The sequence below is a fragment of the Streptomyces sp. NPDC027189 genome, assembly GCF_055566975.1.
This window is the reverse complement of sequence record NZ_JBVHRI010000027.1, coordinates 46,235-68,253: the sequence shown is the minus strand read 5'-3', so window position 1 is coordinate 68,253 and position 22,019 is coordinate 46,235. Positions and strand designations below refer to the sequence as shown.

Below are 22,019 nucleotides of genomic sequence, written 5' to 3'. Positions count from 1 at the left end.
CCTTGAGTCGACACCCATCGCAAGGTTCATCACGCTGATCGAAGGCGCATACTGGTCATGACCAGTACACGGCGGCGACAGTCCGCCACCCTCACTCAAAGGTGAAACACCTGTGGCGAAAACGCAGCAGATCTCAGCCAAGGGCATGGTCCCCAAGCACGCCCAGCTACGCGCCATCCTCGTCGACATGTGCACCAACCAGCTCTCCCCCGGTGACGCACTGCCCAGCGAACGCCAGCTGTGCGCCGATCACAGGGTCAGCCGCGTGACCGTACGCGAGGCCATCGGCCAGCTGGTCACCGAGGGGCTAGCGGTCCGCGTGCACGGGCGCGGCACTTTCGTAGCCGAACGGGCCTACCGCTCGGAGCTGCGCCTGGCCTCCTTCCACGAAGACATGCGCCGCCTCGGACTGGAGCCGGGAACTGTGGTGCTGTCCGTCGGCCGCGACGCCCCCTCGCCGGCCACCGCCGCCGCCCTGCGCCTGCCGGAGGGGCGGCAGACCTGGCATGTGCGCCGCCTCAGACTCGCAAACGGAACCCCGATCGCCGTCGACGACGCCTGGTACGACACAGAATTGCTTCCGGACCTCGATGATGTCGACTTCACCGTTTCCGTCTACGAGACCCTGGCCACGCGCTACGGCCACCCGGTGGACCACGCGGAGCAGACGGTCGGCGCCGGCCCTGCGCCCTCGGAGATCGCCACCGTGCTGGGGGTAGCGAAGGGAACGCCGGTGATGGCGTTCGACCGGATCGCCTACAGCAGCAAGCAGCCGGTCGAGCACGCCTACTCGTGGTTCCGCGCCGATCGCTACAAGCTGCACATGACGCTCACTCGCTCGTAGAGGCCACCGCTCCCCGGACCACCGGGGGCACCTAATGTTTGTCATGCACACGTAATGAGGTTGCACTTCTCTGCCGCCGACGCTACGGTCAGCGTCAGTGGTAATAACTGGTAATAACCAATACCCTGGTAATAACCAATCCCCTCCCTCGGCAGTACGCGGCCCGAAGGAAGCACCCGATGTCATCAACAGCGCAGCGCATCATCCACGGGCCGGGCCGGGCCGGAAACATCGCCGCCCTCGAGGCCTGCATCACCGGGCTCCGCTCCGAGGTTCGCGACCCGGCAGTGGTCGACATCCCCCGAGCCCTCAAGCAGGCACCTATCAGCGGAACGGTCAGGAAAGGGCACCCGAATGCCTTCGTGATCAATACAGCTGGCGGCACTGGTGTGCTGGTGCATTTGGGCATCGGCACTGGGCGGCTGGACGGCAGCGGCTTCGCCGTCCACGTGACCGAAGGGGAGGAGATCCAGGCCGGCCCTAAAGCGATCACCTTCGATCTGGACGCGATCCGTGACCAGGGCGTATCCGCTGTATGCCCTCTCGTCATCCGGCACTCGGCCCCTGGCTCCGCGCTGCCGTCTGCTGCAACCGGCACCATCACCACCGGGGCACTGCCGTTCAGTTGGACCGCTTCATGACCGGCGCACGGCACACTCAGCCCAGCGCCGTCGCGGCTTTGAACAAGAGCAAAGGCGTACTGCTGGACATGGACGGCACTCTGGTCCTCAGCGAGAACGCCCACCACCAAAGCTGGCGTGCCCTCTTCCACGTCTGGGGCATGTCGGTCACGGACAGCGAGTACGAGCAGTACTACATGGGCCGACGCCCCGCAGACGTCCTGAGCAGTATGCCGGGCCCCTGGGCAGCGGCCGACATCGAACGCATCGTCGCCACGATGACCGGCTTCATCCTCGACCAGGCCGACACCATCCCGGTCGTTTCCGGAGCAGCGGATCTCATCGAGCGCCTTCACAACCAGGGTGTGCCAGTGGCCGTGGTGACCAGCGCGGGGACCGTATGGGCGCAGCGCATTCTCGACGGCGTCCTGAAGGTCCGTTCCCTCGTGGATGTCGTCGTGACTTCCGAACAGGTCACGCACGGCAAGCCGTCGCCGGAGGGATACCTTGCCGCCTGCCGCGCGCTCGGTGTCACCCCCCAGCAGTGCATGGCCTTCGAGGACTCCCCCGCGGGCGTCCGCGCACTAACTGCGGCAGGTGTCCGCGACATCGTCGGCGTGACCACCACTACGGCTGCGGCCAGCCTCGTACGGGCGGGTGCCCGCTGGACGAGCCCGGGCCTCGCCTACGAATCCATACGCACGGCCGCGGCCGCAACTGGCGAGCCTTCGGCGCCGCCTCGTAACGACCAAGAAAGAAAAGGCCCATGACCACACTCGACGTTGCACTGATCGGTGCCGGGTTCATCGCCCGTACCCATCTGCCCGCTTGGACGGCCCTGGGCGCACGGGTACGGATCTACTCCACGGATGATCAGGCGGCTGGGCTGGCTGACGACTTCGGTGCCGTCGCCGCCACCTCCCTCTCCCAGGCACTCGACGGCGCCATGATCGCCGACATTTGTACCCCCACAGCCACCCACCGGAACATCGCACTGGCTGCCCTCCGCGCCGGTGCGCATGTCATGTGCGAAAAGCCGCTCGCTCTCACCTCCGACGACGCCCGTGCGATGGCTGACGCGGCTGCGCAGGCGGGGCGGCATCTCTTCCCCGCTCACGTTGTGCGGTATTTCCCCGCCTACGCCAGCGCCCGCCAGTCCATTCTCGATGGCGAGCTTGGCCGCGTTGCTGTAGCTCGCTTCACGCGCGCGGGCCGCTACCCGACTTGGAGCCCGTGGTTCGCCGACCCCACGCTGTCCGGAGGCATCCTGACCGACCAGATGCTGCACGACATGGATGTCGCCCGGTGGATCTTCGGAGACGTCGTACGCATCCACGCGGCACAGCGCGGCCACCACACCGCCCTTGCCCACAAGGAACCCGTGGCAGCAGGCTGCGTCACACTCACCCACGCCTCCGGAGTGATCACACAGGTCCAGGGCCTGTGGGGACCGCCCGCAACCGAGTTCCGGTACACCTTCCACATCGCCGGCTCCAACGGCACGCTCACCCACGACTCTCTCGCTCATCCGGCCCTTCGCCTCACCACAACCTCCCCGGGCGAGACGGACGGCGTGCCCACCGGCGACTACGGAGTGGATCCCTTCTTCGCACAAATCCGCGAGGTCGCCACCGCATTCAGTGGCGGACCAGCCCCCAGAGTCAGCGCCGGCGACGGAGTCGCCGCCGTTCAGCTGGCCGAGGCCGCACGTCAGTCCGCCGCAACAGGCAGAGCCATCGATCTGCCCGCCGCGACGACCCTGCTCTCAGAGGAAGCCAACCGATGAAGATCGCCATCCTGTCCTTCGCGCACGTCCATGCCGCCACCTACATTCTGCTGCTGCGTGACCGAACCGGCATCGACCTGATCACCACGGACCCGGACGGCGATCCTGGCTCCCCGTCCCGCGGCAAGAACCTGGCCCAGGCACTCGATGTCCCGTACGCCGACAGCTACGACGAAGTCCTCGCCGAGGCCCCCCAGGCCGTCATCATCACCAGTGAGAACGCCAGACACCGTCCTTTGGTCGAACGCGCCGCTGCCGTCGGCGCGCACATCCTTTGCGAGAAGCCCCTGGCCACCACCGCAGAGGACGCCGAGGCCATGATCGACGCCTGTGAATCCGCAGGCGTCAGCCTCATGACCGCCTACCCGGTCCGTTTTCACCCCGCCTTCACCAACCTGCAGCTCATCGTGACAAGCGGCGCCATCGGCAAGCTCCTCACCATCCACGGGGTGAACAACTCATCCAATCCGGCCCTCAAGCAGAGCTGGTTCGCTGACCGGGCCCTGTCCGGGGGCGGCGCCATCATGGACCATACGGTCCACATCGCGGACCTCATGGACGTCCTCCTCGGCGGAGAACAACCCACGCATATCTACGCCCAGGCCAACGAGCTCCTCACCCAGGACACAGGGCCAACTGACGTGGAATCGGCAGCACTGATCACCCTGACCTATGCCAGCGGGCTGGTGACCACCATCGACTGCAGTTGGAGCCATCCCCCCACCCACCCCACGTGGGGCGGCCTCACCATGGCCTGTATCGGCCAGAAAGGTGTCGCCACCTTCGACGCATTCCCGCCCTTGTTGCGCGGCTACGACACCCAACGCGCCCAGACTCGCTGGACACCCAGCGCCACCGACGTCGACGCCGCCATGCTCGAGGCGTTCCTCACGGCCGCACGCACCGGACAGCGCGCCCATCCCGACGGACAGAGCGGCCTGCGAACCCTCAAGATCGTCCTCGCCGCCTACCAATCCCTAGGCAACAACCAACCAGTCGCCCTAACCACGTAGCCGAATCAAGACAAACGGAGGCGGCGAGCTGGGCCGATCGCGTCTGGACGCCGAGGCCACCGCCGCCTGGAGCACGCTGGTCGTGCGGGCAGCGTCTGATCATGTAGCGGAGTGTCCGATCCGTGCCGCTCGCCGCCTATCGCCCACTGATCAACACTGCGGCCAGCCCGCCAGGACAACCCCCGCCATGACCTCCTCGACGGAGCAGGCACCGATGTGAGGCTCAACCTCGAGAGTGGACACCGAGTTTCATGCGACGAGTGACCGCGTACGTGCCGAGACCAGCTGTTGTTCGAACTCGGCTGGTGTGAGGTAGCCGAGCGCGGAGTGACGGCGGCGTCGGTTGCAGTACGACAGCCAGCGAAGCACCTCCAACCGCGTCTGCGCCTTCGAGGTGAGGCGCCGTCCGTGCAGCAGTTCTCGCTTCAGGCCCTGGAAGAACGACTCGGCCAGGGCATTGTCACAACTCGACCCGACGCGGCCCATGCTGCGGCGTATGCCATGCCTGCGGCAGGCATCCGCGAAGTCCGCCGCACTGTATTGGGCGCCTCTGTCCGTGTGGAAGACGACTCCGCCGACGCGGTCACCACGGGTGGCGACAGCCATCTCAAGGGCGTCGGTGACCAGCGAGGTGCGCATGTGGTCCGCGATCGACCAGCCCACGACCCGACGTGAGCAGATATCGATCACCGTGGCCAGATACAGCCACGTGGAGCCGACGGCTATGTAAGTGATGTCGCCGCACCACTTGGTGTTCAGTGCCTGGGCGGTGAAGTCGCGCATCATCAGGTCCGGGACGGACGGCGCGGCCCTGTCCGCGATCGTCGTGCGCTTCTTCCGGCGCAGGTGCCGACCGACGATGTAGTTGGCTCGCATCAGGCGTGTGACGCACTTGCGGTTGATCCGTCGCCCACGCGAGCGTAGTTCGGCATGGACGCGCGGTGCGCCATAGGCGCCCCGGTGCTCGGCATGGATCTCGCGGATCTCGGCCACCGTCTGCTTCTCCTTGGCCAGGCGCTCGGCACGGGCCTGTGCGGTGGCCTGGTGGCGGTAGTAGCCGGAGCGGGAGACGCCCAGTACCCGGCACAGCCGCTTGACGCCGAAGTCGGCGCGGTGGTCGGAGATGAAGTCCCAGCGGTGGGGGCTCACTTCACCTCCCGAGCGAAATAGGCGGCTGCTCGGCGCAAGATCTCGCGCTCCAGCTGCCACTCGGCCTCCGCCTTGCGCAGCCGTTTGTTCTCCTACGGATCTGGGGCGGCATCGCCGCGGCACGATGCTCGGTCTCTGGATCCGGGAGGCAGAGCAGTCCAGCCTCGGACCGATCAGATCGTTCGGCAGCTTCCTGCGGCAGGACTTCGACGCGGTGGCGGCCGGTCTCACCCTGCCCTACAGCTCAGGAGTGGTTGAAGGCCATGTCTGCCGCCTTAAACTGCTCAAGAGGAGCATGTACGGACGCGCCTCATTCGCCTTGCTACGTGCACGGATTCTCGCAAGACCATGAGCCAAGACTCGAGCTCAGGTGTGATCTACGGCCTTGCCGGCCTTGCCGGCCTTGCGGATCGGCGGCCCAAGAACCTTATCGACCTCCGTTGATACGGCGTCGAGAAGTTCCTCACCGAACAGGCAGAGGGACTCTTCCCAAGGGTGCCCGAAGCTGCCCATGCAGAAGTCCTCCGAAAGGTAGATGTAGTAGTCCCCGTCGGGGTACGGGCTCAGTGGCCAAGCCGGTTGCCCGGGGCCGCCGACCTCCTGCGGGGTAAAGCGGTACGACGTGTGCTGCCAGTCGAGCGCGAACAGCGTGCCCTGCGGGCCGACGCAGGAGGCCAGCCCCTGCTGGACCTCCTCGACCAGGCGGTCCAGACGCTCGTAGTCAGGTTCGTCGGGAAGCGTCGCCAGGCTCCAGGTGACCGACGCGTCGGGCTCCTTGATGGCCGGCCACTTGAGCGAACTCACACTCGGCTGGAAGCTGAACTCCTCGTAAAAGCGGTCCCAGACGCGTCGGTACTCAGCCTCTGGCAGCGCGGCCACGGGTTCTTCCATCATCGGTCGATCCTATCGACTCGCCTGAGGGGAGATCACTGCTGGATCGGTCACGAAAGTGCGGACAGAACCAATTGCAGATATCGCCATGAGCTGGCGATCGACTGCGCCGCCTCACCAGTTCGGCGACGGTCACCCGATAGCGCAACTAGATTCGCGCTCACCTGAGAGGTCCTCCGGCTGGTGTGGGAACGAGAGCCTCGACAATCCTCATTCTCGCCGTTCAGAGGCACTTTTCACTGAGCCAACCGCCTACCGGACAGCCCGCTTCATGAAAGCGGGAGGCTAGAGGTAGTCGCGGCTGGCCAGGTGAGCGGCCTGGGCCACGGCGTACTGGCACAAGGCAAGCCCGTACAGGTCAAGGGCGTCGTCGGGGTCTTCGCCGTAGCGCTCGGCGACGGTCGGCCAGATGTCCCAGGTCGCGCGGGCGGCGGCGCGGTCGGCGTCAGTGCGCGGTCGCTCGGCCTCGGCCTCCAGGCGCTGCTTGAGCTCAGAAGCCGCATCTCAACCGATCATGGAACGTGCGGGTCGAACAGGTTTCCCGCCGGCGTGATCTTCCCGTTGTACGCGCATGAAGGTAGGGCCTCTCGGTAGCTCGGGGATGCGAATCTCACCGAGCAATGCCGGGAGGCCCCCGTTTCGTCCGACCGGTTCAGGAGGGCGCGCCGGTCAGGACTTGCACCTTGCCGGTGTCGAGCGAGTAGTAGGCGCCGGCCACGGCAAGGGCGCCCTTGTCCACGAGGGGGGCGAGGTCCTGGTTGGAGCGCAGAGCGGTCGCGGTCAACGTGACCTGAGCGCGGGCCATGGTCTCGACCGGGTCGGCGCCGCCTTCCCTCACGGCCTGCTCGTACGCCGGCTGCAGAGCCTTGACGATCGCCTGCAAGTTGCCGGGCAGCGGTTTGCCGTCACGAATGGACTTGTATGCCGCCTCGACGGCGCCGCAGCGCTGATGCCCGAGGACAACGATGAGCGGGGTGCCACTCGTCATGGGCCCGTACTCGACAGAACCAGTGACCACCGGGTCGATCGCCTCCCCGCCCGTGCGCATCACGTAAAGGTCACCCAGCCCTGTGTCGAAGAGGAGTTCGGGCGGCACTCGGGAGTCGATGCACGAGAGGATCGCCCCAAAGGGCTCCTGCGCCTGGGCCACGAGCTGACGCCGGTTCGGATCCCGGTCGGGGTGTTGAAGGTCTCCGCTCACCCAGCGCTTGTTGCCTTCCATCAGTCTCGCGAATGCCGCGGTGGGCGTGGTCGGACGCGTGTCCGGCGAAGCGCTGGTCGATGACGTGGCGGTGCTGGTCGATGAGCACCCCGCAAGCGCGACCGTGGCGCCCGCAAGTCCACCAGCAAGCAGAGCTCTACGATCCGGACGTTCTGCTCTGTTCATCGGTCGTTCCCCTCGGTGCCGCTCAGACACGTCCGTGCGTCTTGACCAGGGCAATTGTTCATCGTGGTGTGGGTGACCTGGCAGCAGGCGCAAGCGGGCGCGGGCTACTTCGCCACCGATGGCGCACAGAAACGGGCTCGGGTAGCGGGTTGAGCTTCTGATGCCGAGGCCCGCCCTGCCCGACTGGAGTGCCGACGGACCGGGTGCTGTCCGTTCTCGTTAACACCGAGCGCAGTCCGGACCGGGCGTCTTGCGAAGTGCTGAGCATTCGCTGCCGGAAGTCGCGAACAGAGGCACCGACTGCACACCAGCGACCCTCTCGGGCCCTCGCGCACCTGTTGCTGCAATGCCTTCTTCCGCAGGTGGCGGAAGAACGGCCTGGTCAAGGAGTTCCACGACCAACTGCGCGTCAAGGCTCGCGAGGCCGAGGGCCGCCAGGCGGATCCGACTGCGGCGATCACCGACTCTCAGTCGGTCAAGGGCGCCGCCTCGGTGCCGACCGTCTCATGCGGCTACGACGGCGGCAAGAAAATCAACGGAAGGCGCCGGCACGTCATCACGGACTGTCTCGGCCTGCTCTTGATGGTGCTGGTGACCACCGCGGATGTCACCGACCGCCAGGCCGCCCGGGCCGTGTTGCCCTGCCTGCACGAGCAGTTCCGCACGATCTCCCTCCGGCGCGAGCGCCTGCACGCTCATCCCCTCCTCGCACCGCGGCACGATGCATCCAGCTGACCGGGACCTTCCCCGATGTGGTCACCGGCGCCGCGGCCTGCACCTGATGGACGGGCGCGTCTGCCATATCGCCGGCGGCCAGGTCCTCGGCCAGCTCCGCGCACGCGATCACCCGGCGTTCCAACACCGCCTCGGCCGCACCGAGTTCGGCCACGATCCGGTCCGCTTCTGCCTGAAGCTCCTCCACCCGCACCCGGGCAGCGGTTTCCCGCTCCTCCAGCAAGCCCATCACCGAAGCCATCGGACACCTCCGCATCGTCGAGGCCGGACGGAACGTCCACCCCCCCACGACGACACCGAAACCATGCCCGACCAGCGGAAACTCACCGCTCGCACCCGGAAGGGCAACGGCTTCCAACAGGGCGATTCGCGAGTTGATGTCCGTTTCGCCGTTGGCCTTGGGTGAGGCGCGCTGATCGCGAGATATCCGGGTGGCCCTACGGCTGGACCAGGGTGAACATGCCGGGCTCGGGCTCGGCGAGGAGGCCGCGGCCGACCAGGCGCTTGAGCTTGGCGTGCATGCCCTATTGAGGTGACGTCGCGTCAACGTCCTCTGGGCCCACCTACGCGACCAGAGGTGCTCTCAAGCAACGCCGCCCGTCGCGCTCACGGCTTGAGAAACGCCATTAGGAATCCACAACACCGTCACAACCGCGGCGATCAGGTTATGGCTGCGTCCGTGATCCGCCGGACAGTACCCAGTGGATCCCCGGTTCCGGCTCCCGGTCACCGGTACCGGCCGCCGACGCATCCACGAGCACCTCCCCGGCCGCCGTCCTCACGTACAGCACCGACCGCCCGGCCCGCCGCCGCTCCACCAGCCCCGCGTCCAGCAGCACCCGCAGATGCCGGCCCACCGACCCCAGCCCCTGCCCGGTCACGGCGACGAGTTGGGTCGTGCTCATGGGAGTCCCCAGCAGCACCAGCAATCCGGCCCGCGCGGTCCCGATAAGCGCCCCGAGCCCGGCCGGGACAGGCCGCCGGTCGTGGTCCTCGGCGAGCACCCCGAGACACGGGTAGACGACGGCGTACCGCTCCCGTCCCTCCCACGACACCCACCCGGTCCTCGGCGTCACCGGCATGAACAGCAGCTCGGCCCCGGCGGCGATCTCCCGCGGCGGATACGCGTTCAGGTTGACCTGGAACCGGCTCTCCCCGAGCCACCGCGTCCCCGGCCGCAGCGAGTCCAGCACGGCCGCCCAGCCGCCCTGGCTCACCCGCGCGATCCGCGCGACCACGTCCGCCTCCAGGACGCGCCGCCGACGCTCCCAGTACGGCCGTACGGTCTCCTCCCAGACGTACGTCAGGAGCGCGGTCGCCCGCTCGGGCAGGTCGTCCCGCTCCAGGGCGGCGGGGAGCGGGCCCCGGAGGGACACGCGGAGGTTGGCCCGCGCCTCCCCGGCCCCGGCCGCCCGCACCCGGGCCACGGTCTCCTCGAAGCTCTCCCCCGTGCACGAGGTGGGGCAGAAGAAGTCGGCGATCCAGGACGTGCCGAGTGCCGCCCGCACGAGCAGCGCGGCCATCGGGTCGGCCGCGAGGCGCGCGCGGTAGCCGGGCAGGTGCGCGCGCAGCCAGGCCGCCTCGCCCGGATGGGCACCGGTCCCCGCGTGCAGCAGCTTCAAGCTCGCGAAGGTCTCGGCGAACGGCGAGAGCACGAACCGGCTGCGGGCGAGGGTGTCGGTGTCGATCTGCCACAAGCCCATGCATACGACCTTTCGCGTGTCGGCGAAACAGTAAACACGGCCCCCGGGCCGCTCCGAGACTCTGACGCATGCGCAGCTACCGAACCCTGTTCCGCACCCCGGAGTTCACCCCGTTCCTACTCTCCTTCGCCGCTTTCGCCGCGGCCCAGACGATCGGGGCCCTGGCCCTCGGCACGCTGGTCTTCCGGGCCACCGGCTCCCCGCTCCTGTCGGCGGTGAGCATGTTCGGCCCACAGCTGGCGCAGTTGGTGGGGGCCACGTTCCTGCTCTCGGGCGCCGACCGCCTGCCCCCGCGCGCGATCCTTTCCGGCCTCGCGCTCGCGTTCGCGGCCGGTACGGCGGTGCTGGCGCTGCCCGGTCTGCCGGTCGCGGCGGTCTTCGCCGTCGTCCTGGCGCAGGGCCTGATCGCGTCCCTGGGCGGGGGAGTGCGCTCAGGACTGTTGAACGAAATCCTCTCGAAAGACGGCTATGTCCTGGGCCGTTCGGTGTTCAACATGCTCTGGGGCCTGATGCAGGTGGCCGGTTTCGCGACGGGCGGCGCGCTGATGACGCTTCTGACCCCGAGGACGTGCCTGCTCCTGGCGGCGGCGCTGTACGTCATGTCGGCCCTCGGTACCCGCCTGGGCCTCACGGCCCGCCCGCCGCGCTCCTCCAGCCGCCCGTCCGTCTCGGCGACCTGGCGCACCAACGCCCTCCTGTGGTCCTCGCGCCCCCGCCGCCTAACGTACCTGGGCCTGTGGATCCCCAACGGCCTGGTGGTCGGCTGCGAGTCGCTCTACGTCTCCTACGCCCCTGGAGCCGCCGGCACGCTGTTCGCGTGCGGGGCGCTGGGCATGTTCCTGGGCGACGTGGCGGTGGGCCGCCTGGTACCGCCCGCGTTGCGCCCCCGTCTCGCGGTCCCGCTGCGCCTGCTGCTGGCGACGCCGTACCTGTTCTTCGTCCTACGGCCGGGAGTGGCGCTGTCGGCCGTGGCCGCCGCCGTCGCCTCCGTCGGCTTCGGCGCGAGCCTGGTCCTGCAAGAACGCCTGATGTCCCTCACCCCCGACGATCTCGCGGGCCAAGCCCTCGGCCTGCACTTCGTCGGCATGTCCACCCTGCAGGGCGTCAGTGCGGCCCTCGCGGGCATGGTGGCCCAACTGACCTCCCCGGCCGCGGCGATGACGGTGCTGGCGGTCGGATCGGTCACCGTGACCCTGACCCTCGCGGCGCTGGGCAGGCACGAGGAACGACAGCCGGCCGTCCCCGGTACGCGTCCGGGCGTCCTGTCGGAACCCGCCGCCACGGACTAGAACGCTCAAGTCCCTTACCGGACACGCCAACCAGGACCGATCCACCTCGTTGTGTTAGCCGTTGTAGGTGGACTGTGTAGACGACCATCGGGCGGTCCACGGAGGCACGCGGACCGCCCCACTGGTACCGTTCTGCTGCCTGGGCGTCGGCGTACCAGAGGGAGTGGCGGTCGTTTCAGGTGGCCACTCCGGTCAGGGCCAGGAATTCGCTGCGGGAGCGGGCGTCGCTGCGGAGTGTGCCGAGGAGGGTGGAGGTGAGGGTGCTGGAGCCGGTTGCCTGTACGCCGCGCAGGGTCATGCAGGTGTGTTCGGCTTCGATGACGACGCCGACGCCCTTGGGTTCCAGGTGTGTCTGCAGCCAGTCGGCGACCTGTTTGGTGAGGCGTTCTTGTACTTGGGGGCGGCAGGCGAAGTGCTCGACGACGCGGGCCAGTTTGGACAGGCCCAGGATGCGGTTTCCCGGCAGGTAGCCGACGTGTGCGGTGCCGACGAAAGGCAGTAGGTGGTGTTCGCACACGGAGCGCAGCGGAATGCTGCGTGCCAGCACGAGTTCGTCGTAGTCCTCATCGTTGGGGAAGGTGGTCAGGTCGAACGAGCGCGGGCTGAACAGTTCGGCGTAGGCGCGGGCCATCCGCCCGGGAGTGCCGCGCAGGCTCTCGGATGCGGTGCTGATGCCGAGCGCCTCCAGGAACTGGCCCGCGGCGCGTTCGGCGGCCACCAGGTCGACGCCGTCCGTTTCGTGGATGACGCGCAGAGTGGCCGCGGGTATTGGTATCTCCGGATCGTCGCCCGAGGAGATGCGCAGTGCGTTGTGGGAGCGCTGGGTCATCTCAGCTGCCACCGATCCCGAGGGCGGTGAGCAGGACCAGGACGACGGTGACGACGGCGAACAGGCCGTGCCCCGCGACGACCGGCACGGGGAAGTGCCGCTCGGCGGGCTCCGATTGCTCTGCCGAAGTGGCGGATCGGCCCCGGTAGACGGGAATCCAGCGGGCCAGCATCGTGAAGCCGAGCAGGGCGACGGGCACCAGCAGGCCGAAGGCGGCCCAGGCCAACGCGTCCTTGTCCGTGATCACGTAGACGATCCAGACGACCAGGCCGATCGCGGCGAGTGCGAAGTGCCCGAAGACGACCGGGACGGGCAGCCGACTGCTGCCGCCTCGTGCGCCACCGCGCGAGAGCCAGGTGCCAAGCATGTAGAAACCACCGAGAGCGGTGATCACCCAGGTGACCAGTGCGGCGAGGTCCATGAGGAACTCCTTGGTGTGAGGGTTGCGAAGTGCGAGCGACCGGCGCCTCGACGGTCGCCGGACCGCGTCGTGAAGGTCGTCAGCCGGTGCGCCGGGGCGGGCGCCTGGGGGCGGAGGCGAAGCCCTCCGCCTGGGTGGTCTCGTCCGCGACGCGGACGCCGTAGCGGTAGGCGAGCTTTCCGCCCAGAAAGCCGGAGACGCCGAGGACGGCCAGGCTCGCGGCGTTGAGGGCGAGCATCCCCGCTCCGACGCTGCCGGAGGGCCCGGAACTGGCGTGGCGCCACAGGAAACTGCCGGCGTAGGCGGCGGTCACCAGCAGGTTCAGCGTCATGTGGATGAGCCCGACGCGGAAGGCCGGGGTACGGGGCGGGATCGCGAACAGGTCCAGGAAACCGACCAGCGCCGCGGCCAGCGCGCCGGTCACTCCGAGGGCGATCAGCCACATGGCTCCCCTCACCAGGAAGTCCGGGTCGTCCACGAGGTGCGAGGCGATGTCGAAGACCAGGCTTCCCACCCAGGCGCCGATCGGGACGGTCACCAGGATCGGGTGGAACGGGTGCCCATACGGTCCGGCCAGCGCGGCGCTCACCGGTCGCTTGGCCTGCTGATGCAGCGGATCAGGCATGCCGACCACCTCCCATTTCACTAATAAACATTGGTCTTATTTCGGTCGGCAGTCAAGTGGTCGTCGCCGGAAGCATGTCTCGAGCTCTCCACCCAAGGATTTGGGAGTTAATGTGAAGAGGTGGCTTCCGACATGACCCAGCCGCCCTTCGAGGGCGATGCGGCAATCGACTCGGTCAGCGTCCTCGGCGAGGACTCACGGCGGCAGATGTTCGCCTTCATCCGGCGGGCCCGCCGTCCCGTCACCCGCGACGAGGCCGCCGAGAGCGTGGGCATCTCGCGCAAGCTCGCGGCCTTCCACCTGGACAAGCTCGTCGATGCCGGCCTGCTGCGGGCCGCGTACGGCGCCCCCGGCGCCGTCCGCAAGGTCGGCCGTCAGCCCAAGGTCTACGAACCCACCGACGCCGAAATCCGCGTCAGCATCCCCGACCGCCGCCATGAATTGTTGGCCGACCTGCTCGTGGAGGCCGTGCTGACCGAGGGCGACGGCGAGACCGCCGCGCAGGCAGCCGTACGCGCCGCCGGGCAGCGCGGCCGGGAGCTCGGCGAGGCCCAGCGCGAGGCGACACGGCCCGGCCGGCTGGGCGCCGAGCGGGGCCTGACGGCCTGCGAGCGGATGCTCGACCAGCACGGCTTCGAGCCCGTGCGGGAGACCCCCACTCACCTGCGGCTCGGGAACTGCCCCTTCCAGCCTCTCGCGGCCAAGGCCACCGACCTGGTGTGCGGCATGAACCACGCCTTCGTCACCGGCTATCTCCAGGCCATGGAAATCACCGGTATCCAGGCCGTCCTCGCGCCCCGCCCCGGCGAATGCTGCGTCGAGATCTGCCCCGCCACACCCGACCCGCGGTGAAACACCTGCCCCAGCGATCCTCGCAGGCGCCCAGGGAGGGGCCTCTGCCTTCGACTCCGAAGACAGTGACCACGACTGGAACGGCGACGGCCGCGGTCGGCAGGCCGCGCCCGACGACCACCGGCAGGCGGCTTGTCTCGGAGGGGCGACCGTTGCCTGAGTGCTGTCAGGCTGCGGCGCCCACTGGCTCGGGACTCTCGGGGTCGCGCAGCAGGCCGATCAGGGTAGCTGGCACGCGAGCCAGCTGGCCGTCGATGGGCTGCCGGTGCCCGGGGTGTTCGGCGCAGCGGCCGAGGAAGTCGGCCCGCACGGCGATGACGACGCGCAGCCGACTCGCGGGATCAGTGGCGGCTCAGAGGCAGCCGATGAACTGATCGCGTTCGGTTGGGTCAGTGCAGAGGGTGTAGAGCTCTTCGAGCTGGTCGGCGATCAGCCACGTATCGCCGTCAGTGTCCTTCGGTATCAGGTGCTGTCCTTCGGTATCAGGCGCTGCTCGTGGCCGCGCAGAGGATGCCCGCCAGGGGTGAGGACGCGCAGCGCGGCCAACTGCGGCCGGTTCGCCTCCAGGGCGCGGAGACGGGAGATGAGGCCAGCACGCAGCAGCGAGGATTTACCGCTGCCCGACGGGCCGAACACCGCAGTGAAGCGGTGGGAGGAAGTGAGCTGGAACAGGCGGACGGTGAGGTCATCTCGGCCGAAGAACAGCTCGGCATCGCCGGGTTCGAAGCGGCCCAGTCCCCCGCGTTCCAGCGCCTCGACCATCTGCGCATCGTGATCAAGGGCGACCAGGATTCCTACGTCTGGGCCTCCTACAAGCGGTGATCAACAGATGACGCCGGGCAGGGCAGCCGTGGGACCGCCCGCCCGGTCCTCTCGGCCAGGCCACGCGGCACGCGGCCGATGTCTCACGGGGGTATTCATCGGCCGCGCACCGGTTCTCCGAGCCTGTTGTGGCAGTGGCGGGCGCAGGCGGCCCCTCTCTCCCGCTGACGTCGCCGCAGGCCGCAGCCAGGCGCTGCAGTGCCTCCCCTTCGACGTACTCGATCGTGCGAGCCTCGACCAGTACATCCAGGCGGTCGATGCACCAGGCGACGTCGCGCCCATCGGGCAGGCTCAGACCGTTCAGTCTGCTGATGGCGTCATCCCGGACGGCCACGCTGACCGGACCACGCGGCTGGTTGCGTTCCACCGCGAACTCGTGCAGGTCCCGTTGGGGCGTCTCGTTGACGATGAACATGAAGCGTGTGCCATCCGGCAGAGGTTTGCCCAGGAACAGCCTGCCCAGACAGGTCGTGTCCTGACATCTTCGGGTTCTCTGGGTGTCCTCCGAACTATGCGAAACAGCAGGTCAGTTGGCCCACTGCATGCGTGTCTGTTTTCGAAGCCCTGGCAGGTATAGGCTCGGCTGATGACCTTGGAATGGGAACAGGTAATTGTTCACTCGGTAGATCCGGTGGCCTTGGGGCAGTGGTGGGCTACGGCTCTTGGTTGGGTTGTGGTCCACTCCTCTGATGAGGAGTTCGAGATCCGCCCGGAGCCCGATCGCCTGCCGGGGTTGGACTTCGTCCGGCTTGATGAGAGCAAGAAGGCCAAGAGCCGACTGCATCTCGACTTCAGGCCTGATGACCAGGACGCCGAGGTGGCTCGTCTGGTGGCTCATGGCGCACAGCGTGTTGATATTGGCCAGGGTGATCAATCGTGGGTTGTATTGGCAGACCCCGAAGGTAACGAGTTCTGTGTCCTTGGCCAGCGGCGTCAGTAACTGAGCGTTTGGTCCATCAGCATGCCGGCGGAGCCGGGATCAGGTGGCTCGTGCGGCGATCTCACCGAATGAGGGCATTCCTAGTAGGACTTGGTTAGGTCTTCCTGTCGGGCCTGTTCGGGAGCATGTCGAGCGTGTGGACGCACATGAAGTGAACCGGGTCCGGGCGACGTTGGCGCGTTCGATCGTGCCGCCGCCTGGGCCCTGCGGGAGCGTCGGGACCGATGCAACGGAAACGGGTTGAGCAGCGGCCCGGCGCCCTCTTCGCAGTGAAAGTCGTAGAACAGCCGGATGGCCGTCTCACTGTGGGCCCTGGTCGTCGGTGCGTACTTCTCGCCCGGGCCGGACTTGCCCGTCAGCGGGTTCGGGGCGCCGCGGTCTGGTCGGCTCTGCCGTGGAATCCCGCCGGGCGGGAGACCCTACTTCTGGTAGCGCCAGTGCAACCGCACTGGTTTGTCCGCAAGTTGGAGCCATCGGGTGAAGTCCCGGGCGTCGGCTCGGGTCGCCTTGTTCCACGGGATCTCCAGCGTCCACAGGAACCTTCTCTGCACTATGCCAAGCAGCGTGGCCAGCAGCAGGCCGGTCACCGCCCGCTGCCGAGCCGCCTCCTCGTGCTGCTTCAACAGCGAGCAGGCCGATGACCTCGTGGGTGAAGTCCACCGCGAGGAGGCGAGGCATGAGGGGCGCGAGCGCCACAAGACAGGGCCTGCTGGCGTATTCGTTGCGCATCAAGGCCCGCTCCGAGGAGAACTGGCGGGCCGGCTCCGGGGCGATCCGCAAGATCACCGATCGCTCCTGGCCGACCACGGCGACGCGGAGGGTTGCAAAGCACGGGGTATCCGGTGGCGGTCCCCTGGGTGCTGTTCGGGGTTCGGATCTAGGTGGAGTTAAGCGTTTCCCGTTCGGTTGGTTTGACCACCTGTTAGCGTGCGCGGATGGAAGATCTGGGACTCGTGGCTTGGCCTCCTGAGCAGATCAGGACCGAGCGGCTCGTGCTCCGTGAGCCCGAGACCCGGGACCGTGCGGCGTTCATCGAGCTGCTCGCCTCGCCAGAGGTGCACACCTACCTCGGCGGCCCCCGGCCGCGTGACGAGCTTGAGCGCGAGATGTCCGGGGCGCCCGAGCGGTGGCCCGGGAGCTTCGTCGTTGATCTCGACGGGGCGATGATCGGCCAGATCCTGCTCAGGAGAGCAACGGGGCACCGTCGTCCGGCTGCCGCGGGGAAGGCCGATCTCGGCTACATGTTCCTGCCGCGAGCGTGGGGATTCGGGTACGCCGCCGAGGCGTGCCTGGCGGCACTCGGCTGGCTCGCCGACGCGCTTCCCGGTGAGCCGGTGGTGCTCACCACCCAGACCGCCAACGTCGGCTCGATGCGTCTGGCGGCGAAGCTGGGGTTCACTGAGGTAGAGCGGTTCGAGGCCTGGGGCGCCGAGCAGTGGCTCGGCATGTGGTCCCCGGTCGCGCCGTCCAGTTGAGTTTGCGACGGAACCGCCGGGGAGTACCCGCCCATCCACGCGCGAGCGGCCTGCAACCGCGACTTGCCTGCGCGCAAACCGGGCGTCACCTCTAGGTGCTGTTTGGGCTTCGGATCTAGGTGTACTCGGCCAGCACGTTGGTGACACGCAGTCGTCGGTAGTTGATCAAGGAAGGACCTCCGGGCGTAGTGGAGATAGCCGTCTTCACACACCTCGGAGGTCCTGGTGGCCCACGCTAATGCCCGGCTGACCTTTCACGGCAGACGCCTGCTGGTGCGCCGTGTCGTCCTCGACGGGCGTCCGGTCGCTCACGTCGCGAAGGAACTCGGCGTCTCCCGCCAGTGCGCCCACCGCTGGGTGAACCGCTACCGCGCCGAGGGCTGGAGCGGGCTGCAGGACCGCAGCAGCAGCCCGCACCGCCGCCCTACCCGCACACCCGCGGCCGACGAACGCCGCGTGCTCAAGGCCCGCCGGACTCTGCGACGCGGACCGGACGCCCTGGCCGAGCACACCGGCGTCCCCGCCCGGACCATCAGCCGCATCCTCAAGCGCCATCAGGTACCACCGCTCGCCGCCTGCGACCCGCTGACCGGCCAGGTCATCCGAGCCACCAGGGCCAGCAGCCAGCGCTACGAACACCCCCAGCCCGGCGACATGATCCATATCGACGTCAAGAAGCTCGGGAAGATCCCCGCCGGCGGCGGCCACCGCGCCCACGGCCGCGGCCAACGACCCGCATCCCTGTGGGGCCTGGGCTACGACTACGTCCACGCCGCCGTCGACGACCACTCCCGCCTCGCCTACGCCGAGATCCTCCCCGACGAGAAGGGCGCCACCTGCGCGGGCTTCCTCACCCGCGCGGCCGCGTTCTTCCACGCCCACGGCATCACCCACATCGAGCGGGTCATGACCGACAACGCCAAGAACTACCGGCTCTCGCACGACTTCCAGGCCGCCTGCCAAGCACTCGGCGCACGCCAGAAGTTCACCCGCCCGCACTGCCCGTGGACCAACGGAAAGGTCGAACGCTTCAACCGGACGCTGCAGACCGAATGGGCCTACCGGAAGGTTTTCACCAGCAACGCCCAACGCGCCCGAGCACTCGCGCCCTGGCTCGACTTCTACAACACTGGCCGCCGACACACCGCGCTCGGCGGCCAGCCACCGATCAACCGACTGTCACCAACGTCATGACCGAGTACATCTAGGGCGCGTATCGAGTCGTGATCAATTTGCGGGATGTGCCTTCGTGGCACGGTCCGGTCCGATAGACGGTCTTACGTGACGCGAGTGCAACTGACCGATCCGGATTGGGAGTTCATCGAGCCGTACCTGCCGATCGGCGAGTACGGCCCGTACCCCGAGCGACTGCGGCAGCAGTTCGAGGGCGTGATCTGGCGGTTCAAGACGGGCGGGCAGTGGCGGGAGATGCCGACGGAGTTCGGCGCCTGGTCGACCGTCCACAACCGCTTCCGGCAGTGGCGTGACGCCGGTGTCTTCGAGGCCTTGCTGGAGGGCATGATCACGGAAGCCGCGAAGCGGGGTGAGGTGGACCTGTCCCTGGTCAGCATCGACTCCACCACCGCCCGAGCCCACCACGACGCGGCCGGGATGCACCTCGACGAGGACGTCGTCACCGCCCTGGAGAAAGCCGCGGCCGAGGAGGAGAAGGCCAGGGCAAAGGGGGCGGCCTCGAAGAGCAAAACGGGCAAGAGGCCGAAAGTGATCCCGCGCTGGAAGAACGACGACGCATCCGGCGTCGGCGGAAACTCCGGCTGAAGGCCGCCCTCCTCGGACGTTCCAGAGGCGGGCAGACCAGCAAGGTCCACCTCGCCGCCGACCGCAAGTGCCGCCCGCTGGCGTTCATCCTGACCACAGGCCAGGCAGCGGACAGCCCGCAGTTCATCCCCGCCCTGAAGAAGGTACGGGTACGCGGGCCCGTCGGCCGACCCCGCATCCGGCCGGACGCGGTCGCCGGGGACGAGGCGTACTCGTCCCGCGGAAACCGCGCCCACCTGCGCAAACGCCGTATCAAGGCGGTCATCCCGGAGAAGAAGGACCAGGCCGCCAACCGGAAGAAGAAGGGCTCCAGAGGTGGCCGACCCGTCAGCCACGACGCCGATCTCTACAAGGAGCGGAACACCGTCGAACGCCTGATCAACAAGCTCAAAGCATGGCGAGGCATCGCCACCCGATACGACAAGACTCCCGACAGCTACCTCGCCGGTCTCCACCTGCGCGCCTCGATGATCTGGATCAAGGACCTCACCAGGACCACCCGATGATCACGACTCGATATGCCCCTAGGTGACGCGCTGAGGTGCCGGACGCCAAGGGCGGGCAGGAGTTGAGTCAACGGTCAACCAGCCGTGGACGCGGGGCTTCACCCGTGGATTCCGCGTCGGTGTCGTCGGTGCCGACCGGGCCGCGGGGAAGCAGCCGGTCCAGCCACCCCGGCAGCCACCAGTTGGTCCGGCCGAGGAGTGTCATGGTCGCCGGTACCAGCACCATGCGTACGACCGTGGCGTCGATGAGGATCGCGGTGGCCAGGCCGAGCCCGAACATTTTGGTGGAGGGGTCCTCGGCGACGGCGAAGGACAGGAAGACCGCCACCATGATGAGGGCGGCCGAGGTGATGATCCGGGCGGTGCGCGAGACGCCCTCAACGATCGCCGTGCCGCTGTCGCCGGTGCGCAGGTACTCCTCGCGTACGCGGGAGAGGAGGAACACCTCGTAGTCCATCGACAGGCCGAACAGGATGGCGAAGAGGAACATCGGGATGAACGACACGATCGGAACCGTCGCTTCCAGCCCGATGAGTGCGCCTCCCCAGCCCCACTGGAAGACCGCGACCATGATGCCGTAGGCCGCGCCGATGCTCAGCAGATTCAGCAGTACCGCCTTGAGCGGTACGAGTATCGAGCGGAAGACCAGCATCAGCAGCAGGAACGACATCGCCAGCACGGCGGCGACGATCACCGGCAGGCGTTGGCTGGTGCGTTGGCCCACATCGGACAGGCTCGCGGCGGCGCCGCCGACGTGGGCCCTGGCCGGGCCGTGCCCGATCGCCGTGGGCAGCACGTCGGTGCGCAGCCGGGCGATGGTGTCGGCCGTGGCCTTGTCCTGAGGGCTGGTGGTCGGGAACACCACGAGGGTCGCGATGCCGGTGGCCCGATCGATGTGCGTCGGCGCGACGGATGCGATGCCCGGATCCGCCGCGACCGTTGCGACGAGTCGGTCCAGCACTCCCGGATCACCGGTGGGGTCCGCGGCGATGACGAGGGGACCGTTGGTGCCCGGGCCGAACCCCTCGGCGACGAGGTCGTAGGCCCGGCGCTCGGTACGGCTGTGGGAAAGTGAGCCGTCGTCGGGCAGGCCGACGCGCAGGCCGAGCACGGGCAGCGTCGCGGTCAGCAGCAGCCCCGCCGCGCCGACCGCGTACGGCACCGGGTGCTGGCTGACGTGCCCGATCCAGCGACGCCACCCGGCGGCGTGGGCGGCGCCTGCCGCCGGGTCCCGCCGCCGTGCGAGTCGGCCCAGCTTCCTGGTCTGCAGAGCCCGGCCGATCCGGCCGGCCCGGGCCAGGCGCGGGCCCGCCGCGCCGAGGAAGGCCGGCAGCAGCGTCACCGACGCGAGCACCATCGTCAGGACGACGATCGAGACGGCAACCCCGCCCACCGTCATGAACGGCACGTTCGCGACCGCCAGGCCGAGGATCGATACGACGACGGTGCCGCCGGCGAAGACCACGGGGCGCCCCGCCGTGGCCACCGCCCGTCCGGCCGCCTCGTGGGGATCGAGTCCGCGCGCGAGGTACTCCCGGTGGCGGGCCAGCACGAACAGGGCGTAGTCGATGCCCACCCCGAGCCCGACCATGCTGCCCAGGACCGGGGCGAAGGTCGGGACGTCCGTCATCCCCGCGAGTACCGTCATCGTGGCGACTCCGACGGTCAGCCCGAAGACCGCCATGCCGATCGGCAGCGCGGCGGCGACGAGCGAACCGAACGCCAGGAACAGGATCGCGGCCGCGGCGAGGAGGCCGATCAGCTCGCTCGCGCCGCCGTCGGGGTCGGAGAAGACGTAGAAGAGGTTCCCGCCCATTTCGATGCGCAGCGGCAGCTCGCCGCGCAGCCGGTCGCCGAGATCGACGAGGGCGTGGAGGTCCTTGGCCGACAGCCGGCTCTGGTCGGGGTACTGCACCCGGACGACGGCGATCCGTCCGTCGGCCGAGACCAGGCCGCCGCGCACGGCGGTGTCGCCGCCTGTGTCGAGTGCCCCCGCCGGGTCGGTCGTGCCGAGCACATGAGGCAGCCGCCTCACCTCGTCCTGGAGCCGCGCGAGCGCGGTGCGCGCGCTGCCGTGGTCGAGGAACGTCGCACCGTCGTCGAGGGGGGTGACGACCACTTGGGCGGTCATCCCCTCCTGGCCGGTGCCTGCCCGCTCGATCAGTTCCGCGGCCCGTTGGGAGTCCAGTCCCGGAGCGGTCATCGAGTCCGCGGTACGCCCGCCGACGGTGACCGCGGCCAGGACGGCGAGCGTGGCGGCGATCAGCCATGCCGCGATCATCCGCCAGGGATGGCGGGCGGCGCTTGCGCCCACGCGCAAGAGGGCTTTCGAGAGCATCGGGTCCTCCAACCA

The 22,019-nt window shown here is 68.4% G+C and carries 20 protein-coding genes and 3 pseudogenes; 13 read left to right on the top strand and 10 right to left on the bottom strand.

Annotated elements, in window-relative coordinates; genetic code table 11:
• Positions 1–112: 112 nt before the first annotated feature.
• From ACZ4RZ_RS40880 to ACZ4RZ_RS40860, 5 genes are all read left to right on the top strand, one after another.
• The gene (locus ACZ4RZ_RS40880) at positions 113–844 is read left to right on the top strand and encodes a GntR family transcriptional regulator (RefSeq protein ID WP_467752529.1); all 732 of its coding nucleotides are present in this window, start codon (positions 113–115) and stop codon (positions 842–844) included.
• 179 nt (positions 845–1,023) lie between these two features.
• A complete protein-coding gene (locus ACZ4RZ_RS40875; RefSeq protein ID WP_467752528.1) occupies positions 1,024–1,485 on the top strand; it encodes a PTS sugar transporter subunit IIAB in 462 nt (153 codons plus the stop codon).
• Positions 1,482–2,234, top strand: coding sequence for an HAD family hydrolase (locus ACZ4RZ_RS40870; RefSeq protein WP_467752527.1), 753 nt, complete (start codon positions 1,482–1,484; stop codon positions 2,232–2,234). Before ACZ4RZ_RS40875 ends, ACZ4RZ_RS40870 begins: the two co-directional genes overlap by 4 nt.
• Positions 2,231–3,250 carry a Gfo/Idh/MocA family protein gene (locus ACZ4RZ_RS40865; protein ID WP_467752526.1) on the top strand — a complete coding sequence of 340 codons (1,020 nt, stop codon included), beginning with the start codon at positions 2,231–2,233 and terminating at the stop codon, positions 3,248–3,250. Before ACZ4RZ_RS40870 ends, ACZ4RZ_RS40865 begins: the two co-directional genes overlap by 4 nt.
• Positions 3,247–4,263: a Gfo/Idh/MocA family protein gene (locus ACZ4RZ_RS40860; protein WP_467752525.1), complete on the top strand. Its 1,017-nt coding sequence runs from the start codon at positions 3,247–3,249 to the stop codon at positions 4,261–4,263. Before ACZ4RZ_RS40865 ends, ACZ4RZ_RS40860 begins: the two co-directional genes overlap by 4 nt.
• 249 nt (positions 4,264–4,512) lie before the next feature.
• On the opposite strand, the pseudogene ACZ4RZ_RS40855 reads toward ACZ4RZ_RS40860, so the two are convergent.
• Positions 4,513–5,504 (bottom strand): annotated as a pseudogene (locus ACZ4RZ_RS40855) (IS3 family transposase); the annotation flags it as partial.
• A gap of 8 nt (positions 5,505–5,512) precedes the next feature.
• On the opposite strand from ACZ4RZ_RS40855, the gene ACZ4RZ_RS40850 reads away from it, so the two are divergent.
• Positions 5,513–5,764, top strand: coding sequence for a transposase (locus ACZ4RZ_RS40850; protein ID WP_467752590.1), 252 nt, complete (start codon positions 5,513–5,515; stop codon positions 5,762–5,764).
• Between the two features lie 14 nt (positions 5,765–5,778).
• On the opposite strand, the gene ACZ4RZ_RS40845 is transcribed toward ACZ4RZ_RS40850, so the two are convergent.
• Both ACZ4RZ_RS40845 and ACZ4RZ_RS40840 read right to left on the bottom strand, forming a co-directional pair.
• Positions 5,779–6,306: a DUF2716 domain-containing protein gene (locus tag ACZ4RZ_RS40845; protein WP_467752523.1), complete on the bottom strand. Its 528-nt coding sequence runs from the start codon at positions 6,304–6,306 to the stop codon at positions 5,779–5,781.
• 649 nt (positions 6,307–6,955) lie between these two features.
• A complete protein-coding gene (locus ACZ4RZ_RS40840; protein ID WP_467752521.1) occupies positions 6,956–7,525 on the bottom strand; it encodes a carbonic anhydrase in 570 nt (189 codons plus the stop codon).
• Between the two features lie 657 nt (positions 7,526–8,182).
• Here ACZ4RZ_RS40840 and ACZ4RZ_RS40835 point away from each other — a divergent pair.
• Positions 8,183–8,425 (top strand): transposase, encoded by a 243-nt coding sequence (locus ACZ4RZ_RS40835; RefSeq protein ID WP_467752519.1) that lies wholly within the window; start codon positions 8,183–8,185, stop codon positions 8,423–8,425.
• A gap of 665 nt (positions 8,426–9,090) precedes the next feature.
• On the opposite strand, the gene ACZ4RZ_RS40830 is transcribed toward ACZ4RZ_RS40835, so the two are convergent.
• Positions 9,091–10,128: an ArsR/SmtB family transcription factor gene (locus ACZ4RZ_RS40830; protein ID WP_467752517.1), complete on the bottom strand. Its 1,038-nt coding sequence runs from the start codon at positions 10,126–10,128 to the stop codon at positions 9,091–9,093.
• A 68-nt stretch (positions 10,129–10,196) separates the two neighbouring features.
• On the opposite strand from ACZ4RZ_RS40830, the gene ACZ4RZ_RS40825 reads away from it, so the two are divergent.
• Positions 10,197–11,417, top strand: coding sequence for an MFS transporter (locus ACZ4RZ_RS40825; protein ID WP_467752515.1), 1,221 nt, complete (start codon positions 10,197–10,199; stop codon positions 11,415–11,417).
• 175 nt (positions 11,418–11,592) lie between these two features.
• Here ACZ4RZ_RS40825 and folE read toward each other — a convergent pair whose 3' ends face one another.
• The 3 genes from folE to ACZ4RZ_RS40810 all read right to left on the bottom strand — a co-directional run bounded on the left by folE (position 11,593) and on the right by ACZ4RZ_RS40810 (position 13,292).
• A complete protein-coding gene (gene folE / locus ACZ4RZ_RS40820; RefSeq protein ID WP_467752513.1) occupies positions 11,593–12,246 on the bottom strand; it encodes a GTP cyclohydrolase I FolE in 654 nt (217 codons plus the stop codon).
• 1 nt (position 12,247) lies between these two features.
• On the bottom strand, positions 12,248–12,667 hold the full coding sequence (locus ACZ4RZ_RS40815) for a hypothetical protein (protein WP_467752512.1): 420 nt from the start codon (positions 12,665–12,667) through the stop codon (positions 12,248–12,250).
• A 79-nt stretch (positions 12,668–12,746) separates the two neighbouring features.
• Positions 12,747–13,292 carry a DUF2231 domain-containing protein gene (locus ACZ4RZ_RS40810; protein WP_467752511.1) on the bottom strand — a complete coding sequence of 182 codons (546 nt, stop codon included), beginning with the start codon at positions 13,290–13,292 and terminating at the stop codon, positions 12,747–12,749.
• Between the two features lie 132 nt (positions 13,293–13,424).
• Between ACZ4RZ_RS40810 and ACZ4RZ_RS40805 the strand changes: the two genes are divergently transcribed.
• Positions 13,425–14,144, top strand: coding sequence for a helix-turn-helix transcriptional regulator (locus ACZ4RZ_RS40805; RefSeq protein ID WP_467752510.1), 720 nt, complete (start codon positions 13,425–13,427; stop codon positions 14,142–14,144).
• 352 nt (positions 14,145–14,496) lie between these two features.
• Here the strand turns inward: ACZ4RZ_RS40805 and ACZ4RZ_RS40800 are convergent.
• A pseudogene (locus ACZ4RZ_RS40800) lies at positions 14,497–14,906 on the bottom strand (nSTAND1 domain-containing NTPase).
• 646 nt (positions 14,907–15,552) lie between these two features.
• Here ACZ4RZ_RS40800 and ACZ4RZ_RS40795 point away from each other — a divergent pair.
• Positions 15,553–15,906: a VOC family protein gene (locus ACZ4RZ_RS40795; RefSeq protein WP_385424196.1), complete on the top strand. Its 354-nt coding sequence runs from the start codon at positions 15,553–15,555 to the stop codon at positions 15,904–15,906.
• A gap of 419 nt (positions 15,907–16,325) precedes the next feature.
• On the opposite strand, the gene ACZ4RZ_RS40790 is transcribed toward ACZ4RZ_RS40795, so the two are convergent.
• Positions 16,326–16,529 carry a hypothetical protein gene (locus ACZ4RZ_RS40790; RefSeq protein WP_467752508.1) on the bottom strand — a complete coding sequence of 68 codons (204 nt, stop codon included), beginning with the start codon at positions 16,527–16,529 and terminating at the stop codon, positions 16,326–16,328.
• Between the two features lie 312 nt (positions 16,530–16,841).
• Here ACZ4RZ_RS40790 and ACZ4RZ_RS40785 point away from each other — a divergent pair, with 312 nt between their 5' ends.
• From ACZ4RZ_RS40785 to ACZ4RZ_RS40775, 3 genes and pseudogenes are all read left to right on the top strand, one after another.
• Positions 16,842–17,381, top strand: coding sequence for a GNAT family N-acetyltransferase (locus ACZ4RZ_RS40785; RefSeq protein WP_467752506.1), 540 nt, complete (start codon positions 16,842–16,844; stop codon positions 17,379–17,381).
• A 225-nt stretch (positions 17,382–17,606) separates the two neighbouring features.
• Complete coding sequence (locus tag ACZ4RZ_RS40780; RefSeq protein WP_467752504.1) at positions 17,607–18,575, top strand: IS481 family transposase; 969 nt, start codon at positions 17,607–17,609, stop codon at positions 18,573–18,575.
• An 87-nt stretch (positions 18,576–18,662) separates the two neighbouring features.
• Positions 18,663–19,666 (top strand): annotated as a pseudogene (locus ACZ4RZ_RS40775) (IS5 family transposase).
• A gap of 67 nt (positions 19,667–19,733) precedes the next feature.
• Here the strand turns inward: ACZ4RZ_RS40775 and ACZ4RZ_RS40770 are convergent.
• Positions 19,734–22,004 (bottom strand): MMPL family transporter, encoded by a 2,271-nt coding sequence (locus ACZ4RZ_RS40770; RefSeq protein WP_467752503.1) that lies wholly within the window; start codon positions 22,002–22,004, stop codon positions 19,734–19,736.
• Between the last annotated feature and the right edge of the window lie 15 nt (positions 22,005–22,019).

Coding starts and splice junctions, on each gene's coding strand:
- ACZ4RZ_RS40840 (WP_467752521.1), bottom strand. CDS start 7,525: ATGGAAGGCAACAAGCGCTGGGTGAGCGGAGACCTTCAACACCCCGAC.
- ACZ4RZ_RS40865 (WP_467752526.1), top strand. CDS start 2,231: ATGACCACACTCGACGTTGCACTGATCGGTGCCGGGTTCATCGCCCGT.
- ACZ4RZ_RS40785 (WP_467752506.1), top strand. CDS start 16,842: ATGGAAGATCTGGGACTCGTGGCTTGGCCTCCTGAGCAGATCAGGACC.
- ACZ4RZ_RS40830 (WP_467752517.1), bottom strand. CDS start 10,128: ATGGGCTTGTGGCAGATCGACACCGACACCCTCGCCCGCAGCCGGTTC.
- ACZ4RZ_RS40805 (WP_467752510.1), top strand. CDS start 13,425: ATGACCCAGCCGCCCTTCGAGGGCGATGCGGCAATCGACTCGGTCAGC.
- ACZ4RZ_RS40825 (WP_467752515.1), top strand. CDS start 10,197: ATGCGCAGCTACCGAACCCTGTTCCGCACCCCGGAGTTCACCCCGTTC.
- ACZ4RZ_RS40870 (WP_467752527.1), top strand. CDS start 1,482: ATGACCGGCGCACGGCACACTCAGCCCAGCGCCGTCGCGGCTTTGAAC.
- ACZ4RZ_RS40860 (WP_467752525.1), top strand. CDS start 3,247: ATGAAGATCGCCATCCTGTCCTTCGCGCACGTCCATGCCGCCACCTAC.
- ACZ4RZ_RS40810 (WP_467752511.1), bottom strand. CDS start 13,292: ATGCCTGATCCGCTGCATCAGCAGGCCAAGCGACCGGTGAGCGCCGCG.
- ACZ4RZ_RS40770 (WP_467752503.1), bottom strand. CDS start 22,004: ATGCTCTCGAAAGCCCTCTTGCGCGTGGGCGCAAGCGCCGCCCGCCAT.
- ACZ4RZ_RS40875 (WP_467752528.1), top strand. CDS start 1,024: ATGTCATCAACAGCGCAGCGCATCATCCACGGGCCGGGCCGGGCCGGA.
- ACZ4RZ_RS40795 (WP_385424196.1), top strand. CDS start 15,553: ATGACCTTGGAATGGGAACAGGTAATTGTTCACTCGGTAGATCCGGTG.
- ACZ4RZ_RS40845 (WP_467752523.1), bottom strand. CDS start 6,306: ATGATGGAAGAACCCGTGGCCGCGCTGCCAGAGGCTGAGTACCGACGC.
- folE (WP_467752513.1), bottom strand. CDS start 12,246: ATGACCCAGCGCTCCCACAACGCACTGCGCATCTCCTCGGGCGACGAT.
- ACZ4RZ_RS40815 (WP_467752512.1), bottom strand. CDS start 12,667: ATGGACCTCGCCGCACTGGTCACCTGGGTGATCACCGCTCTCGGTGGT.